General features: G+C 70.2%; 15 protein-coding genes. 8 read left to right on the top strand and 7 right to left on the bottom strand.

What is annotated here, in order from left to right:
- The first annotated feature begins 26 nt into the window (after positions 1–26).
- Complete coding sequence (locus tag LR394_RS12710; protein ID WP_231441287.1) at positions 27–1,532, top strand: mannitol dehydrogenase family protein; 1,506 nt, start codon at positions 27–29, stop codon at positions 1,530–1,532.
- Positions 1,533–1,602: 70 nt separating this feature from the next.
- On the opposite strand, the gene xylB is transcribed toward LR394_RS12710, so the two are convergent.
- On the bottom strand, positions 1,603–3,009 hold the full coding sequence (xylB, locus tag LR394_RS12705; protein ID WP_231441286.1) for a xylulokinase: 1,407 nt from the start codon (positions 3,007–3,009) through the stop codon (positions 1,603–1,605).
- A gap of 183 nt (positions 3,010–3,192) precedes the next feature.
- Here xylB and LR394_RS12700 point away from each other — a divergent pair, with 183 nt between their 5' ends.
- The 3 genes from LR394_RS12700 (at position 3,193) to LR394_RS12690 (ending at position 6,601) form a co-directional block, all read left to right on the top strand.
- On the top strand, positions 3,193–3,789 hold the full coding sequence (locus LR394_RS12700; RefSeq protein ID WP_231441284.1) for a hypothetical protein: 597 nt from the start codon (positions 3,193–3,195) through the stop codon (positions 3,787–3,789).
- A gap of 430 nt (positions 3,790–4,219) precedes the next feature.
- A complete protein-coding gene (locus LR394_RS12695; RefSeq protein ID WP_231441283.1) occupies positions 4,220–5,200 on the top strand; it encodes a dihydrodipicolinate synthase family protein in 981 nt (326 codons plus the stop codon).
- A 285-nt stretch (positions 5,201–5,485) separates the two neighbouring features.
- Positions 5,486–6,601 carry an acyltransferase family protein gene (locus tag LR394_RS12690; protein ID WP_231441281.1) on the top strand — a complete coding sequence of 372 codons (1,116 nt, stop codon included), beginning with the start codon at positions 5,486–5,488 and terminating at the stop codon, positions 6,599–6,601.
- A 4-nt stretch (positions 6,602–6,605) separates the two neighbouring features.
- Here LR394_RS12690 and LR394_RS12685 read toward each other — a convergent pair whose 3' ends face one another.
- Both LR394_RS12685 and LR394_RS12680 read right to left on the bottom strand, forming a co-directional pair.
- On the bottom strand, positions 6,606–7,523 hold the full coding sequence (locus tag LR394_RS12685) for a threonine/serine dehydratase (RefSeq protein ID WP_231441279.1): 918 nt from the start codon (positions 7,521–7,523) through the stop codon (positions 6,606–6,608).
- 4 nt (positions 7,524–7,527) lie between these two features.
- The gene (locus LR394_RS12680; protein ID WP_231441276.1) at positions 7,528–8,148 is read right to left on the bottom strand and encodes a TetR/AcrR family transcriptional regulator; all 621 of its coding nucleotides are present in this window, start codon (positions 8,146–8,148) and stop codon (positions 7,528–7,530) included.
- A gap of 129 nt (positions 8,149–8,277) precedes the next feature.
- On the opposite strand from LR394_RS12680, the gene LR394_RS12675 reads away from it, so the two are divergent.
- Positions 8,278–9,789 (top strand): MFS transporter, encoded by a 1,512-nt coding sequence (locus tag LR394_RS12675; protein ID WP_231441274.1) that lies wholly within the window; start codon positions 8,278–8,280, stop codon positions 9,787–9,789.
- A gap of 71 nt (positions 9,790–9,860) precedes the next feature.
- On the opposite strand, the gene LR394_RS12670 is transcribed toward LR394_RS12675, so the two are convergent.
- From LR394_RS12670 to LR394_RS12655, 4 genes are read right to left on the bottom strand one after another with little or no spacing between them, the layout of a single operon-like run.
- The gene (locus LR394_RS12670; RefSeq protein ID WP_231441272.1) at positions 9,861–10,544 is read right to left on the bottom strand and encodes a type II toxin-antitoxin system PemK/MazF family toxin; all 684 of its coding nucleotides are present in this window, start codon (positions 10,542–10,544) and stop codon (positions 9,861–9,863) included.
- 44 nt (positions 10,545–10,588) lie between these two features.
- Positions 10,589–11,635, bottom strand: a complete 1,047-nt coding sequence (locus tag LR394_RS12665) for an ABC transporter permease (RefSeq protein ID WP_231441270.1) — start codon at positions 11,633–11,635, stop codon at positions 10,589–10,591.
- On the bottom strand, positions 11,632–12,522 hold the full coding sequence (locus tag LR394_RS12660) for an ABC transporter ATP-binding protein (RefSeq protein WP_231441268.1): 891 nt from the start codon (positions 12,520–12,522) through the stop codon (positions 11,632–11,634). The genes LR394_RS12665 and LR394_RS12660 overlap by 4 nt, the downstream gene beginning before the upstream one ends.
- Positions 12,519–12,911, bottom strand: coding sequence for a GntR family transcriptional regulator (locus tag LR394_RS12655; RefSeq protein WP_231441266.1), 393 nt, complete (start codon positions 12,909–12,911; stop codon positions 12,519–12,521). The genes LR394_RS12660 and LR394_RS12655 overlap by 4 nt, the downstream gene beginning before the upstream one ends.
- A gap of 152 nt (positions 12,912–13,063) precedes the next feature.
- On the opposite strand from LR394_RS12655, the gene LR394_RS12650 reads away from it, so the two are divergent.
- The 3 genes from LR394_RS12650 to LR394_RS12640 all read left to right on the top strand — a co-directional run bounded on the left by LR394_RS12650 (position 13,064) and on the right by LR394_RS12640 (position 16,021).
- Positions 13,064–13,594 carry a GNAT family N-acetyltransferase gene (locus LR394_RS12650; RefSeq protein WP_231441264.1) on the top strand — a complete coding sequence of 177 codons (531 nt, stop codon included), beginning with the start codon at positions 13,064–13,066 and terminating at the stop codon, positions 13,592–13,594.
- Positions 13,595–13,705: 111 nt separating this feature from the next.
- Positions 13,706–14,455 carry a DedA family protein gene (locus LR394_RS12645; protein ID WP_231441262.1) on the top strand — a complete coding sequence of 250 codons (750 nt, stop codon included), beginning with the start codon at positions 13,706–13,708 and terminating at the stop codon, positions 14,453–14,455.
- Between the two features lie 255 nt (positions 14,456–14,710).
- Positions 14,711–16,021 (top strand): MATE family efflux transporter, encoded by a 1,311-nt coding sequence (locus tag LR394_RS12640; protein WP_231441260.1) that lies wholly within the window; start codon positions 14,711–14,713, stop codon positions 16,019–16,021.
- Positions 16,022–16,211: the final 190 nt, after the last annotated feature.

Raw genomic sequence — 16,211 nt, 5'->3', positions numbered from 1 at the left:
GGCCCCGAAGTCCTATCGTGATCAGCGTGGAATCTGTGAAAGCGACGCCGCTGAGCCAGAAGACGCTTGCCGACCTCGACCCGAGGGTGGCCAGGCCGAAGTACGACAGATCCGAAGTGAGCGTCGGCATCGTCCATTTCGGGGTGGGTGGCTTCCATCGCGCCCATCAGGCGATGTACCTGGACGAACTGATGAACCGGGGCGAAGCCCGGGAATGGGGCGTGTGCGGGGTCGGGGTGATGCCCTCGGACAAGGCCATGCAGGATGCCCTGAGCAAGCAGGACCACCTGTACACCCTGCTGGTCAAGGACGGTTCGGGCGGCCTGGACGCCCGGGTGATCGGCTCGATCAAGGACTATCTCTACGCCCCGGAGAACCAGCAGCGGGTCCTCGAGGTGATGACGGCCCCCACCACCCGGATCGTCTCCCTGACGGTCACCGAGGGCGGGTACAACATCGACAACGCCACGGGCGCCTTCGACGTGGACAACCCGGTGATCAAGGCCGAGGTGGCCGGTTACGCCAAGGGCGAGCCGCCGGTGACGATGTACGGCTACGTCGCCACTGCCCTGCAGCTGCGCCGTGAGCGCGGCCTGGCGCCGTTCACGGTGATGTCCTGCGACAACATCCAGTCCAACGGCGACGTGGCGCGCTCCTCGATCGCCTCCTTCGCCGGGCTGTACGACCCGGAGCTGGCCCAGTACATCCGCACCGAGGTGCCCTTCCCGAACGCCATGGTCGACCGGATCACCCCGGTCACCACGCCGGACGTGCTGGAGGCGGTGGCCGGGTTCGGGATCGACGACGCCTGGCCGGTGGCCTGTGAGCCGTTCACCCAGTGGGTGCTGCAGGACTCCTTCGGGTCCGGGCGGCCGGCCTTCGAGGAGGTCGGCGTGCAGATGGTGGCCGACGTCGAGCCGTACGAGCTGATGAAGCTGCGGCTGCTGAACGCCGGGCACCAGGCGATCGCCTACGCCGGTCATCTGGTCGGCTACACCTATGCCCACGAGACCGCCCAGGACGAGCTGTTCGTGCAGTTCCTGCGGGACTACTGGGACGAGGCCCGGCCCACGCTGGCACCGGTCGAGGGCATCGACGTGGACCAGTACTGCGACACCCTGATCGAGCGGTTCGCCAACCCTCAGGTGCGCGACACGCTGGCCCGGCTGGCCTCCTACGGCTCGGACCGGATCCCGAAGTTCGTGGTGCCGGTGATCCGCGCCAACCTGGCCAACGACGTGGTCAGCACCCGGGCGATCGCGATCGCGGTGACCTGGGCGCGCTACGCCGAGGCGATCGACGAGCAGGGCGGCCCGATCACGGTGGTCGACGTGGAGCTGGAGGACGTGCTCGCCCGCGGGGCCCAGCAGTCGGCAGACCCGCTGGCCCTGGCCCGTTCAACTCGCTGGTTCGGTTCGCTGGCGGACGACCCGCGGTTCGCCGCGGTGTACACCGAGCAGCTGGCGCTGATCCACGAGATCGGTGCGCGGGAGTTCCTGACCCGGCTGAACGCTTCGCCGAAGTCCTTGTGAAACCAGCCAGAGGACGCTGGCGGCCCCCTTGGGTGCCACCAGCGTCCTCTGGTCGGTTCGGGGCTCTACCTCAGCGGTTCGCGGTGAACTCGCGGACCTCGGCGTACTGCTCACGCACCTGCGGGGTCAGCTTGTCCACGGCCAGGGTCTTCGGCGCCCCGGAGGCGGACCACTGCGGCTGCTCCGGCTGCTCGGACAGCACCCAGGCGGCCTGACGCGCGGCCCCGTCGGCCACGTACTCGCCGGGGGTGGGCACCAGAACGTCCAGGCCGAGAATGCCGGGGGCCAGCTGCTGCACCGCCTCGGACTGCGCGGCGCCCCCGATTAGGAACGCCCGCTGGACCGGGACACCCGCCGCCCGGACCGCGTCGATGCCGTCGGCCAGGGAGCACAGCAGCGCCTCCACCGCAGCCCGGGCGATGTGCGCCGGCGTGGTGTTGGACAGGCGCATACCGTGCAGGGCCGCGGTCGAGCGGGGGCGGTTGGGGGTGCGCTCGCCCTCGAAATACGGCACCAGCACCAGGCCTTCGGCGCCGGAGGGAGCCTGCAGCGCGAGCTTGGCCAGGCCTTCGTGGTCGACGCCGAGCAGATTGGCGGCCCAGTCGAGCACCCGCGCGGCATTGAGGGTGCAGGCCAGCGGCAGGTAGCGGCCGGTGGCGTCGGCGAAGCCGGTGACCAGACCGGAGCCGTCGGCAGTGGGGGCGTCGGCGATGGCCGAGACCACACCGGACGTGCCGATCGAGACCGCCACGTCGCCCGGCTGCAGCGCCAGGGCCAGCGCAGCGGCGGCGTTGTCGCCGGCGCCGGGGCCCAGCACGCCCTGGAAGAGCCCGGTGTTGCCCGTTCCGGCCCGTTCCCGTGGTCCGAGCACCCGCGGCAGCACCGCCCCGTGGCCCAGCGCTCGCTCCAGCAGATCCTGCCGGTAGCCCTCGGAACCGGGGGACCAGTAGCCGGTGCCGGACGCGTCCGAGCGGTCGGTGACCAGGTGCTCGAAGTTCGTTCCGCCGGCCAGTTGCCAGGTCAGCCAGTCGTGGGGGAGGGCCACGGCGTGGGTGCGGGCCGCGTTCTCCGGCTCGGCATCGCGCAGCCAGCGCAGCTTGGTCACGGTCAGCGAGGCCACCGGGACCGAGCCGATCGCGTCGGCCCACTCCTGCTCGCTGAGCTCGGCGATCAGGTCGGTGGCGGCCTGGGCGGAACGGGTGTCGTTCCACAGCAGGGCCTCGCGCACCACCTCACCCGCCTGGTCCAGGGCGATCATGCCGTGCTGCTGGCCGCCCACTGCCAGGGCAGCGACGTCTTCCAGGCCACCGGCCTCGGCTGCCGCCGTCCGGAAGGCCTCCCACCACTTGCTCGGGTGCACCGAAGTGCCGTCGGGGTGCGGTGCCCGGCCGGAGCGCACCAGCGCCCCGGAATCGGCATCGCGGATCACGATCTTGCAGGACTGGGTGGAGGAATCCACACCGGCGACGAGGGTCATCATGCTCCTGAACGATCAGCCTGGTCGGTCGACACTGGCCGCCTGATCACGGTCGGGTTCAGGATACTGGCCGGTCCGGTGGGGCTTCGGGTCCGTATGCCGGTGCGAGTTCTGGTGCGGCGATGAGTTCCGGGTGACGCCTGCGTCCTTACTGGTGAGGGATGCGAAGGGCAGGGGGACGTCGTGCACGCACTGGACGAAGTCACCGTCGTGGTCACCGGGGCGGCCGGGGGATTCGGGCGGGCCGTCGCCGAGGCGATGACCGAGGCCGGAGCTCGCGTGGTCGGGGCGACCGGGCTGCCGGAGCTGGACGGGTTGCTGGTGCAGCACGCCCCGCAGTTGCTCGTGATCACCCCTGGCCCGGGCGCCCGGCAGCTGGACCCGCGCGAGGTAGCCGACTGGACCGGTGCGGTGCGGCGCCAGGCCTGTCCTGCTCTGGTGATCGCAGTTTCTGGTGAAGCCTACGGCGCCGAGGCCGGCCGACGGCCCGAGATGCAGTTCCGGTTCGTCAGTGTGGTGGTGCCGCCGCGCGGCGGAGGGCTTCTGGTGCGAAAGTTCGAGCAGGTCAATGCCCGGCGCCCGCCGACGGGGTGGCTGCGGGGCGACGAGCCGGCCCTGCTGGCGCTGCTGCGCCCGGCCCTGGCCGAGCTGGAACTCGGGGCCGCGCTGGTGGATCTGGCGGTGCGGGGCCTGCAGCCGGGTGAACCGCTGGCACCCTCGTACGAACTCACGGTGCAGGGCCTCGTCCCCTTCACCCCAACAGGCTCGCCCCAGCAGTGAATCCGGGCACCATGAGTATCAGCCGGCCTGTGTGAGGCATCTCTACCAGCAGCCAAACGTGTCGGATGAAGCTGGATTCGGGCTGGTGAGCCGATGAAACGCGGACTTGAGTCAACGGATTTCCGGCGAAAACCCTGACCGGCCGGGCGGGTTCATAATCAGTGCCCGTCGGTGACGGCGCCGGGTGCCCAAAGGGTTAACATGGAGCATCGTGGGCGGAAAGTTCTGCACGGCCCGACGATGTTCCGTTGGTCCCGGCGGCCCCCACAGACGGTGGCCCGGGCGCCGCGTATTGCAGTGGCGTGAAATCACTGATGATGTGCTGGGTCTTCCGTGCCCGCCTGCCGATAGGTGGAGGTGAACCGCCTCGGCGTGCGGTGAGCAACACGGTCATTGGACAGGCGACAACCGAAGATCGGGACTGACCATCATGGTGGCGGACAGTACAGACACATCAGCCCTATTCAGTGCGATCGGTGGGGTCATCCCGCCGATCTGCACCCCCCTGACGCCCGACCGGCGCCTCGACCTCGACTCGCTGCGCAACCTGCGCAGCCATCTCGTCGAGCAGGGGGCGAGCGGGATCTTCGCCCTCGGCACGATGGGCGAGGGGCACTACCTCACCCCCGGCCAGTCGGTGCAGGTGGTCGAGACGCTGGCCGCCGAGAAGCGTGACGAGCCACTGCTTGTCGGGATCGTCGAGCCGAGTACCCCACGGGTTCTGGAGGGGATCGACCGCCTCGTCTCCGACCGGGTCGACGGGATCGTGGTCACCGGCCCGTTCTACGCCAACGTCAGCGAGCCGGAGATCCTGCGGCACTTCGAGCTGATCGCAAAGCATTCTCCGGTACCGGTTCTCGCGTACAACATGCCCAGCAACACCGGCTACGCCCTCACCGCCTACAACATGATCGAGCTGCTGGCCGAGGACCTGATCGTCGGCATCAAGGACAGCTCGCTCGACCTGACCAACCTGCGCCGGGTCACCGTCGAGGTGCCCAACGTGGACAAGAAGCTGATCTTCACCGGGTCGGACACCCTGCTCGACTGTGCCCTCGACATCGGCGCGAACGGCGCGGTTACCGGTCTGTCCAACATCGCCGCCGACCACTTCGCCGGGGCGATGGCCGCCCACGCCGCCGGCCGCCGGGCCGAACTGTCCCGGATTCTGCGCATCCTCAACATTCTGGTGCAGGTCTACGTGCCCACCGAGGTCGAGCGCGGCCCGAACAGCACGGCGATCGGGGCGCTGAAGTCGGTGCTGATGCAGCAGGGCATCATCGCCTCGGACGCGCTGAGTGAGCCGATGACACCGGTCACCGAGGGCCGGCGAGAACATGTGCGCTCGGTGCTGGAGGAGGCCCGGCAACTGGCCGAGATCGTCGAGCCGCCCTCGGGCCTGACCGTCTGACGGTGGGACGAGGGCGGTCGCCGGCCGCCCTCGTCCTCTGCTTCGGTTGGATGCTCGTTATCGGGCGCTCTTTGTTCACGCGCCGATGAAGCGGGCGGTCGTTCTCGGTGCGGCCTCACTGCTGGTGCGCTGCGCTGGGCTTGGGCCGTTCGGGTCACGGCCGTCCGGGCCAACCATTCCGTTACGTCAGCCGTCCGGGCCAAACGCTGATCCGCCCCAGGGCAACCCGGAGTGTCTCAGGTTCTCTCAGCTAACTCTCCCCTTACGTAAGGTTAGATTTCTGGGGTGCTTGGACAGCTGACACCGGTCCGCCACCACACCGCCCGGAGTCCCACCCTCGCGACCGAGTTCGATCCCCGGAACAACGCCCTCAACATCATGAGGCTGCTGCTGGCGGCCCTGGTGGTGGTCGTGCACGCGATGTTTCTGGGCTTCGGCAGCCAGCCTCACCTCGGGGCGACCGAGGTCGGAGCCCTGGCGGTGGACGCGTTCTTCGTGCTCAGCGGATTCCTGGTGGTGCGCAGCTACCTACGGCTGGACTCGCTGCCTCGTTACGTCTGGCACCGGGCGCTGCGGATCATGCCCGGGTTCTGGGTGTGTCTGGTGCTCACCGCGTTCGTGGTGGCGCCCGTACTCGCGGTGATCATGGGCCGGCCGAGCGACTCGGTGTTCACCGGGCCGGACAGCGCCCAGGGGTATCTGGCCTCGAATGCTGCCCTGTTCATCGGCCAGTTCGGCATCGACGGCCTGCCCGGCACCGGCGGCAACTCCGACGTGATCAACGGATCGCTGTGGACGCTGTTCTACGAGGCGACTTGCTACGGGCTGGCCGCGCTTCTGGGGATCACGGGCGTGCTGAGGTGGTGGCCGTGGATGGTGCCGGTGCTGATCGGCCTGCTCTGGGTGGCGACCGTGGCCGCGGCCGCGGGGGTCGACGTGGGCTCGACCTACATGCTGCGCTTCGGCCTGGTGTTCCTGCTCGGCACGGCGGCGTTGCTGTATGCCGATCAGGTGCCGATCAACGGTGGGCTGGCGCTGGGCAGCCTGGCCGTGGCGATCACCTCGATGCTGCTCTTCGAGGATTACCGGGTGGTCGGGGCGCCCGCCTTCGCCTACCTGTGCGTGTACCTGATGGTGCGGATGCCGGTTTTCTGGGAGCCGAAGTGGGACCTGTCCTATGGCCTGTACGTGTGGCACTGGCCGATCGCGCAGGTTCTGGTGGCGTTGGAGATTCCCGAGTTCACCCACTTCCCGTTCGTGGTGCTCACCCTGGCCCTGGCCGCCGGGGCGGCCGCCCTGTCCTGGCACTTCATCGAGGAGCCGGCGATGAGTTTCAAGCACGCGGCCTGGGTGACCGGGTGGGCGCCGGCGCCGTCGAAGCGCCGGCACCTGGCCCGATAGGGCTTCAGGCCAGGGTCTGGGGATCGGTGTTGGCGCCGCAGATGATCACGGCGACCTTCTCGCCCTCGGCCGGGGTGTAGGCGCCGGAGGCGATGGCCGCGTAGGCGGCGGCCGCGCCGTGCTCGGCCGGGATGCGGTAGTCGCGCCACAACCGGCTGCGGGCCTCGACGATCGCCTCGTCGCTGACCAGAACCGAAATGGGAGACGTTTGCTGCGCCAGCTCCCAGGCGATGTCACCGGTGCGGCGGGCACCCAGCGAGTCGGCCGCCACACCGGAGACCGCGATGTCGACCGGGCCACCGGCGGCCAGCGCCGAGTGCAGGGTGGGGCAGTTCTCCGGCTCGACCGCCACGACCTTGGCCCGGTGGTGGGCGGACGCGGCGATACCGGCGAAGAGCCCACCGCCACCGACCGCGACCACGATCGTGTCCACGTCGGGGGCGTCCTGCAGGATCTCCTCGGCCAGGGTGCCCGCTCCGGCCACGATCTCGGGCTGGTCGTAGGCGTGGCAGAACAGGGCGCCGGTACTGGCCGCGTGCTCGGCCGCCGCGGCGTAGGCCTCGGCGTACTCGGTGCCCACCTGCACCACCTCGGCGCCGTAGGCCTTCAGCCGGGCCACCTTCACGGCCGGGGCGTTCAGCGGTACGAACACGCTGGCGCGCACGCCCAGCACAGCCGCGGCGTGGGCGTTGGCCAGGCCCGCGTTGCCGCCGGAGGCGGTCACGATGCCGGTCTGCGGATCGAGTTCACCGCGTTCCTGCGCGGCCAGTTGCCGGTTGAAGGCCCCGCGGGTCTTGAAAACGCCGGTGCTCTGCAGGAACTCGCACTTGAACTGCAGGCCGTCGGCGGCCAGCAGGGGAGTGTGCCGGATGTAGGGGGCGATCCGGGTGGCGGCCGCCCGGACGTCGTCGCGCGTTATCACCGGTTCACTCTACGTCGGTGCTGACCGAGGGCCAGGACCAGTCAGCCGGCTGCTGCACGTCGGCGAACGGGGTGCTGGCGTACGTCATGGCCAGCAGCAGCTCGCGCATGTAGGCCAGCTCCTGATGCTGGTGGCCGCCCTCGTACAGCCCGGCGATGCTGGCCCCGTCGGTGGCCCGCTGGATGACCAGGATGCGCTGCAGGTCCAGGCCGTCGGCGGCGAAGAACTCCTCCCAGCGCTGCTTGTCCCGCCGCATCAGCTCGGACACTCCGGGCACGTTGACCACGGCGGCGGTCATGGCCACGTGCTCGGCGGGGGAGGTCTCGTCGCGGATCGCGTCGAACGAGGCCCGGACGTAGCCACGCAGCAGCCGGCCCTCCGCCCGGTCGGCCGGGTCGACGGCGGCGTGGACCATGGCCGCGAACTGCTCCAGCATGTCCTCGGCCAGGGCCAGGATCAGCTCGTCCCGGGAGCGGAAGTGGTGCAGCAGGCCGCCCTTCGACACCCCGGCTGCCCGGGCGATCGTGTCGATGCTGACTCCGGCGCCCTTCTCGGCGACCACCCGGGTGGCCGCGTCCAGCACCGTGCGTCGCGTCCTGGCCGGATCGCGCTCGCGAACTGCCAACTGTGTTCCTCCCGGTTCTGCGGGTACCCGCCCTTGGCGCATTGTGCTCCGGGTGCCCCCGCGCACTCTCACTCTAATAGCCGACCGAATGGTTTGCTGAACGGACCACATGGTCGGTAAGGTGTCGGCATGAGTGCTTCAGTCATGCCGGCGGCGGATCAGCCGGCCAAGCTGGCCGGCCCGCGGGAGTGGGCTGCGCTGGTGCCCCTGACGCTGGCGGTGACCCTGCTCGCGGTGGACGGCACCGTCCTGGCGCTTGCGGTTCCCTCGCTCACCGCCGACCTGGGCGCCACCGGCAACCAGTTGCTGTGGATCGGTGACATCTACTCGTTCGCCCTGGCCGGCCTGCTGATCAGCATGGGCACCCTGGCCGACCGGATCGGCCGCAAGCGGTTGCTGGTGATCGGCGGTATCGGTTTCGGCCTGGCCTCGCTGCTGGCGGCGTTCGCCCCCGGGCCCGGCTGGCTGATCGCGGCCCGAGCCCTGCTCGGCGTGGCCGGTGCCACGCTGATGCCCTCCACCCTGTCGATCGTGCGCAACCTGTTCCCGGACGACCGGCAGCGCACCCGCGCGGTGGCGATCTGGTCGACCGGTGGCGCCGGTGGCGCGGCGCTCGGCCCGATCGTCGGCGGCGGGCTGCTCGAGCACTTCTGGTGGGGCTCGGTCTTCGTGATCAACCTGCCGATCATGGCGCTGATGGTGGTCTCGGTGCTCTGGCTGGTGCCGGAGTCGCGCAACCCCCGGCCGGGCCGGTTCGACCTGCTCAGCGCGGTGCTGTCGGTGGTCGCGATCGTGCCGCTGGTCTGGGCGGTCAAGCACACTGCGCACGAGGGGCTGGACGGGTTCGGCCTGGGCGCGGCGCTGGCCGGGCTGGCCTTCGGCTGGATCTTCGTGAACCGGCAGCGCACCCTGAGCGATCCGCTGGTAGACGTCACGCTGTTCCGCCGTCCGGCCTTCGCCGGGACCGTGCTGGCCTCGTTCATCGCGATCTTCGCCTTCAGCGGGCTGCTCTACTTCTTCTCGCAGTACCTGCAGCTGGTGAAGGGGTACTCGCCGCTGCAGGCCGGGCTGCGGGAGCTGCCGCTGACCATCGCCTCGATCGCGGTGGTGGTCGTGGCGGTGCCGCTGATCAACCGGTTCGGGGTGGGCCGCACGCTCGGATCATCCTTGCTGGTGGGCGCTTTGGGGTTCGGGGTGCTGGCCTGGTTCGAGACCGCCGAGGGGTACAGCGGTCTGGCGCTCGGGCTGGTGGTGATCGGCCTGGGCGTGGGCATCGTGTTCACCGCGGCCACCGATGCGGTGCTCAGCTCGGTGCCCAGCGAGCGCGCCGGGGCGGCCTCGGCAATCTCCGAGATGGCTTACGAGCTGGGGGTTGCTGTCGGTATCGCGGTGCTGGGAAGCCTGCACGGTGTGCTGTACCGCAACCACTTGCCAGACCTGTCTGCCTTGTCCGGTTCGGTGCGGGAGACGGTGTCCGACTCGCTGGCCCGGGCGTCCCAGGTGCTGCCCGAGGGCGAGATCATCACCGCGGCAAGGCATTCCTTCGCCGAGGCGATGCAGGCCACCTCGTGGATCGCGGCGGCCCTGCTGGTGGCGGCCGGCCTGCTGGCCCTGAAGGTGGTGCCATCGCAACGGCGTTGAGAGTTCGTTGCTGAGCGCCGGGCTCGTGGCTGCGAGGTGGCGGGGAACGTGTTGCTCCCCGCCACCAGCAGTCACCAGCCCTTGGCCTCGCGCACGGCTGCGGCGACCTGGTTGTAGACCGGCTCGGACAGGGCTGCACCCTCACGCCGGACCGCACCGGGCTCGAGCTGCAGCACCCGGTCCAGCCGTACTTCGCTCGGACGGTTCTGCCGGTCCCAGGCTCCGGTCCCGATGTCCATCCACAAACGTCCGTAGCGGGCTTCGTGGGCGGCGTCGCGGTCGTGGTCCTTGCTGGTCAGCATCAGGCCCAGGACCTTGTCGCGGTGCAGGGCGATCACCAGCACCGGGCGGTCCTTGCCCTGGCTGTGGTCCTCCTCGAACGGCACCCAGGCCCAGACCACCTCGCCTGGGTCGGGGTCGCCGTCGGGGGTCGGGGCGTAGCCGAGCTTCGCCTTGCCGGTGAAGTCGCCTGCGTAGTCGTGCTGCTCCTGGGTTGCGGCCCTGGGGGCGGGGTTGGACGCGGCCTTGGGCCGGGGGCCGGGCTTCGGCCGAGGGGTGGCTTCGCTCCGAGGTGGCCGGCTGTTGTCTGCCGCTCGGTTGTCGACCGTCTTGGTCCTGGCCGTCCTGGTCCCGGTTGCCTTGCTCCGGGTCGACGGTCGGTTCTGCGGTGACTGCTTGGTGCGGGCGGGCTGCTGGGCCGGGTCTTGTCCCAGACCCAGCAACCGGGCCAGCGCACTCCAGAATCCGTTTCCCATGGTCGGGCACCCTACTTCGAAGTAGAAGAGCTGCCCGTAAGTGGCTACGGGTCCTGCCGGATCCGCCAGAAGGCGAAGCCGCTGAGCAGGAGCGCGCCACCGGCGAGCAGTCCGGCCTCACGCCACTGCAGCGCCCAGAATCGGCTCTCCGGGTGGTAGATGATGTGCTGCTGGTAGCCCTCGGCGCTCAACCGGTCGATGCAGGCCTGTTTCGCCCTCTGGACCGAAGACGCCGGGTCCGGGTTCAGCCCCGGTTCGGGCATACAGCCGCTGACATAGCTCGGCAGCGAGGCCGGGATCAAGCCGTTCCTGTCCACGGTCTCGTCGTCCAGGATCCAGTCCGCCGGCCCGGCCCCGGAGATGTGGAAGGTCTCAAGGGTGACCTCACCGGCGCCGTCCGGGCGGCCCTCCAGACCGCGCAGGTTCTCCAGCGTGATCGGCACGACGGCGTCGACCGGGGCGGCCAGGTGCGCCCGGACGAACATCGGCACGCACACCTGGAGCACCACCAGCAGGGCCATGGTCACGCCGAGCGCGACCAGCGTGCGCCGGGCCAGCATCCCCACCACCACGCCGAGGGCGAAGGCGAACAGCGCCCAGCCGATCGGGGCCACACCCCGCACCCCGAACAGGAACGGGCTCATCCGGTAGAACGAGAACACGCCGGTCGGGCCCTCGATCGGCATGGCCTTGTCCATCGGGCCCGCCCACCAGGTGATCGCCAGGGTGAGCAAACCGCTGACGGCCAGCACGGCGGTCGCGCCGATCCCCAGCCGGAAGGCCAGCCAGCGGGTCCGGCTGACGCCCTGGGTCCAGGCCAGGCGATGGGTGCCGGACTCGATCTCGCGGGCCACCAGGGGAGCACCCCAGAACCCGCCGATCAGTGCGGGCAGGCCGTAGGTGAGCAGGATCGTGGCCACGTAGAGGAAGCTGTTGGCCACCCCGTCGGAGGCCTGCTGCAGGAACTTCTCGGTCTTGGCCAGCTCGGCCAGGTGCGGGCCGGTCAGCGCCAGCCCGGCGGCGACCACCGCCAGGGTGACCAGGCCGATGCTCAGTTGCAGCCGGGTCTGCCGGTAGCTGAGCCAGATCATCGCTGGACCTCCAGGGCCGGGCGCGTCGGGGCGGAGCGCCGGTTGGCGTCCAGGTAGGCCAGCACCAGGTCCTCCAGCGTGAGCTTGGAGACCGTCCAGGCCGGGTCGAGGATCGGCTGGTCGGTGCGGACGATCAGGGTGCTCTGCCGGTCGGTGTGGCTCTGCCCGATCACCTCCTGGTCGCCGGGCAGCCGGCTGGCCTCGCGGCGCGGGCCGACCAGCCGGTGATGGGTGGCCAGCAGGTCCTCGATCTCTCCGGCCACCCGGATCCGGGAGCCGACCATCACGATCAGGTAGTCGCAGACCCGCTCCACGTCGGAGACCAGGTGCGAGCTCAGCACCACGCTGAGCTCGTGCTCCACCACCGAGCTCATCAGGCCCTGCAGGAAGTCGCGCCGGGCCAGCGGGTCGAGACTGGCCACCGGCTCGTCGAGGATCAGCAGCTCGGGCCGCTTGGCCACGCCCAGGCAGAGCGCCAGCTGGGCGCGCTGGCCGCCGGAGAGCTGGCCGGCCTTCTGGGCCGGGTCCAGGCCGAGCTCGGCGATCCGGGCCTCGGCCAGGGCCTGGTCCCAGCCGGGGTTCAGCCGGGCGCCCAGCCGTAGGTGCTCGGCCACCGTGAAACCGGCGTAGGTGGGGGTGTCCTGGGCGACGAACCCGACCTTGGCCAGCTGCTGCGCCCCGGAGGCGGGCTCACCGCCGAGCACCTCGATCGTGCCCGCCGTCGGCCGGATCAGGCCCGCCGCCAGGTTCAGCAGGGTGCTCTTGCCCGCCCCGTTCGGGCCGACCAGCCCGACCACGTGCCCGGCCGGTACCTCCAGGTCGCACTCCGACAGGGCCCACCGGCGCCGGTACCGCTTGCCCAGGCCCCGGGTCTGCAGCGCGTTCATGCCACCCCCTCGTCCGCCGCCGTGCGAAAGCTGGCCAGGAACAACGCCTCGATGCTCTCGTCGTCCAGACCGGCGCTGCGGGCCCGACCGAGCCAGCCCTCCAGCTCCTGCCGCAACGGGCGGATCACGGCAATCCCCGGGCCTTGGAGTGCACCGGTGACGAACGTGCCCACTCCCGGGCGGGGCGCCACCAGGCCGTCGCGCTCCAGCTCTCGATAGGCCTTGAGCACGGTGTTCGGGTTGATCGCGAGGGCCGCCACCACGTCCTTGACCGTGGGCAGCTGATCACCGTTCTGCAGAAGACCGAGCCGCAGGGCGTGCCGTACCTGCTGGACGATCTGCAGGTAGGGCGACACCCCCGACCGGCCGTCCAGGTGGAACTCGATCATCGATTCCTCCATTGAACTAGGTAACTAGTACTTTAGATAAAGGGTGGAGCGGACGTCTCGCGTAGCTGCGGATTCGTCCGTACCGGTGGTCCGGTCTGCGGTTTGCGGCCCGGTGCGGGATGGTGAGTTACGGACGTCTGGGGGAGGCGTAGGTGGGAACACAGCTTTCGTGGCCGGTGGCGACGTACCTCAAGACCACGCGCCTGGACCTCGAGCCGATCCGGGTCGAGCACGCCGAAGAGGCGTACCCGTGGCTCTCGGACCGTCGCATCCACGCGTTCACTGGTGGTGAGCCGGACACCCTGGAGCAGTTGCAGGCCAAGTTCCGCAGGCGGGCCGAGGGGCACTCCCCGGACGGCCTGCAGGGCTGGCTGAACTGGATGATCCGGCACCGCACCGGGCGTCTGGTGGGCACCGTGCAGGCCACCGTCACGCTCGGGACCGGACAGCGCAAGCAGGCCCAGCTGGCCTGGGTGCTCGCCTTCGACGCGCAGGGCCACGGGTTCGCCCGGGAGGCGGCCGGGGAGATGGTGGGCTGGCTGAGCAGCCAGGAGGTGCGTCGGTTCACCGCCTCCATCCATCCCCGGCACAAGGCCTCGAAGGCCGTGGCCCGGGCGGTCGGCCTGCACCCGAGCATCCAGGTCGTCCAGGGTGAGATCGAGTGGACGAACGACGCCTACTGATCGGTCAGGGGAGCGTCGCGCCGGGTGACCGGCAGACGTCCGGCGAGTGACACCTGGCACGTATTCCCCAGGATTGGGAACCTTTTCACCCCCCGTGGTAGTCGTTTCCGTGTGACCCTCGCTCTGCTACCGACGACAACCCTGCCGCCGGCGCTTCTGGCGTCCGCCACCGAACCCGTCCAGACCGAAGGCGACGTCGGTGGGATGACCGGCTTCACCCTCGACCTGATCGCCAACATGGGCGAGATCGGCGTCGGCGCGCTCAGCTTCCTCGAGGTGGTGTTCCCGCCCATCCCGAGTGAGATCGTCCTGCCCCTGGCCGGTTACCAGGTGCAGGTGGGCGGCCTGAACATGTACGGCGTGTTCATCCTGGCCACCCTCGGCTCGGTGCTCGGCTCGATCGTGCTCTACTACCTCGGCGCGATCATCGGCCTGGAACGCGCGGCCTGGATCGCCTCCAAGATCCCGCTGATGGACGCCTCCGACGTGCACAACTCGGCGGAGTGGTTCAACAAGTACGACTCGGTGGCGGTGTTCACCGGCCGCTTCGTGCCCGGCATCCGCAGCCTGATCTCGCTGCCCGCGGGGGCGGCCGGGATGCCGCTGTGGAAGTTCAGCGCCTGGACCCTGCTGGGCACCGGCATCTGGAACGCCCTGCTGATCGGCGGTGGCATGGCCCTGGGCACGCAGTACGAGAAGGTCGAGGAGTACGCGCACTACCTCGACTACATCCTCTACGCCGCCGTCATCGCGGTGCTCGCCTTCGGGATCGGCCGCCGGATCGTGCAGTACCGCAACACGCCCTCCCGGCACGGCACGGCCCCGCGCTCGCGGCGCGACAGCGAGCACACCGGCGTGTGATCACGCTGCACTCCTGCTGAACCCGTGGCTGGGGTCCGAGTGACCCTGGTTGCCGGTGAGAAGCCCCGTCCGGACGGTCACCAGACCCGTCCCGGCGGGGCTTTCGTGCTGTTCGCAGGCCTTTGCCCCAAGGCGCACCGGCTCGTCGTCCGCCGGATGGGTGAGCTTGCCCCGCCATAGCGTGATGTCAGCTCGCTCTCAGCGCGGAGCACCTAGTCTCTCGCCGCGTAAGGGTTTCCGAATCGTGGAGTGATGGTGACGCAGCTCGTGGGGGCCGGTGCGGGCGTGATGTCCGAAACGGCGCAGCCCGGGCAGGCGGTGGATCCGATGCGCGCCCGCGCCTGGTGGAAGGTCGCCGACCAGATTCTCTCCGGCCTGAGCGTGGTCGGGCTGTCGTTCGTGGTGGCCCGCAGCGTCGGGGTGAGCCACTTCGGCGTGTTCGGCGTGGCCCTGCTGGCCTCCGGGTTCGTGCTCGGCCTGTCCCGGGCGATGGTCAGTGACGTCTTCCTGATCCAGTTCAGCGACGTGGTGCCCCGGGTGCGCCGGCAGGCGGCCAAGGAGGCGACCGGCGCCGCGGTCCTGCTCGGCCTGGTCACCGGTCTGCTGTGCTGCCTGGCCGCGGCCCTGCTGCCCGGGCGGGACCTGGGGATGGCACTGTTCGCGATCGGTCTGGCGCTGCCCGGTCTGCTGGTGCAGGACGCCTTGCGCTTCGTCTTCATCGCAGCCGGACGCCCGGCGCCCGCCTTCGCGCTCGGCCTCAGCGGCGCCGGAGCCCAGTTCGGCGTGGTCGGCCTGCTGGTCGCCGCCGACCACGACTCGATGTTCCCGATCACCCTCGGCTGGGGCGCGGTCGCCCTGCTCACCGCGGGCCTGGGCTGTCTGCTCGCCAGGCTGCTGCCCTCGCTGCGCCAGGCCCGGCTGTGGTTCGCGCTGAACCGGCACCTGACCGTCCGGGGGAGCCTGGAGTACGTGCTCAGCCTGGGTGCCCTCTACCTGGCCTACTGCCTGATCGGGGCCGTGGTCGGGCTGGCCGCGATCGGCTCGTTGTGGGCCGCGCAGATGTTCCTGGTGCCGGCCTACGTGGCGATCACCGCCACCGGTTCGCTGCTGGCCTCGCGGTTCGACACCTGGGTGCAGCAGGGCCGCCCGCTGCGCCGCCCGGCCCTGCTGACCGGGCTCGTCCTGGCCGTGATGGCGGCGTTGTGGGGAGCGGCGATCACGGTGGTGCCCGACGCCGTCGGGATCCATCTCACCGGCCCGACCTGGCAGGGGGCCCGCGCCGTGCTGGAACCAGCCGTCGTCGGGGTGGTGATGCTCGGGCTGGCCAGTGGGCCGGGCCTGGCACTGCGGGCGGCTGGGCACGGGACGCTGCTGCGGCAGGTCGCCCTGCTGCAGGCCATGCTCCTGCTCGGTCTGGGTCTGCTGGGGGCGGACCTGCACGGCGTCCGGGGAGCAGCGATGGGCCTGGTGGCTGCCCACGCCATCGGTGCGCTCACGCTGTGGGCGCTGTTCCTGCGCGAATCCGGCCGCCGGCGGGACGTTCCCGTGGCGTCCGTCCAGCCCTGAAGGAATGTGACTCACGTCTCTGGCCGGCGGCTTCCGGTTTGAGATCGGGCAACTGTGCCGCAACGTTAGAGTCTCGTTCGGTTCTGAACTTCTGAAAGGTGGCCCATGAGTGCGGTTGTGACCGATCCGCCGGTTTCGGGATCGGGAGCCGGATTCGGCCGGGCGCCCTTGCGCCGGCCGCAGTGGCTGC

Origin of the sequence: Kineosporia babensis, from assembly GCF_021129305.1 — a bacterium.
In the GTDB taxonomy this organism is placed as follows: Bacteria; Actinomycetota; Actinomycetes; order Actinomycetales; family Kineosporiaceae; genus Kineosporia; species Kineosporia babensis.
This window is presented reverse-complemented; position numbering and strand designations above follow the sequence as displayed.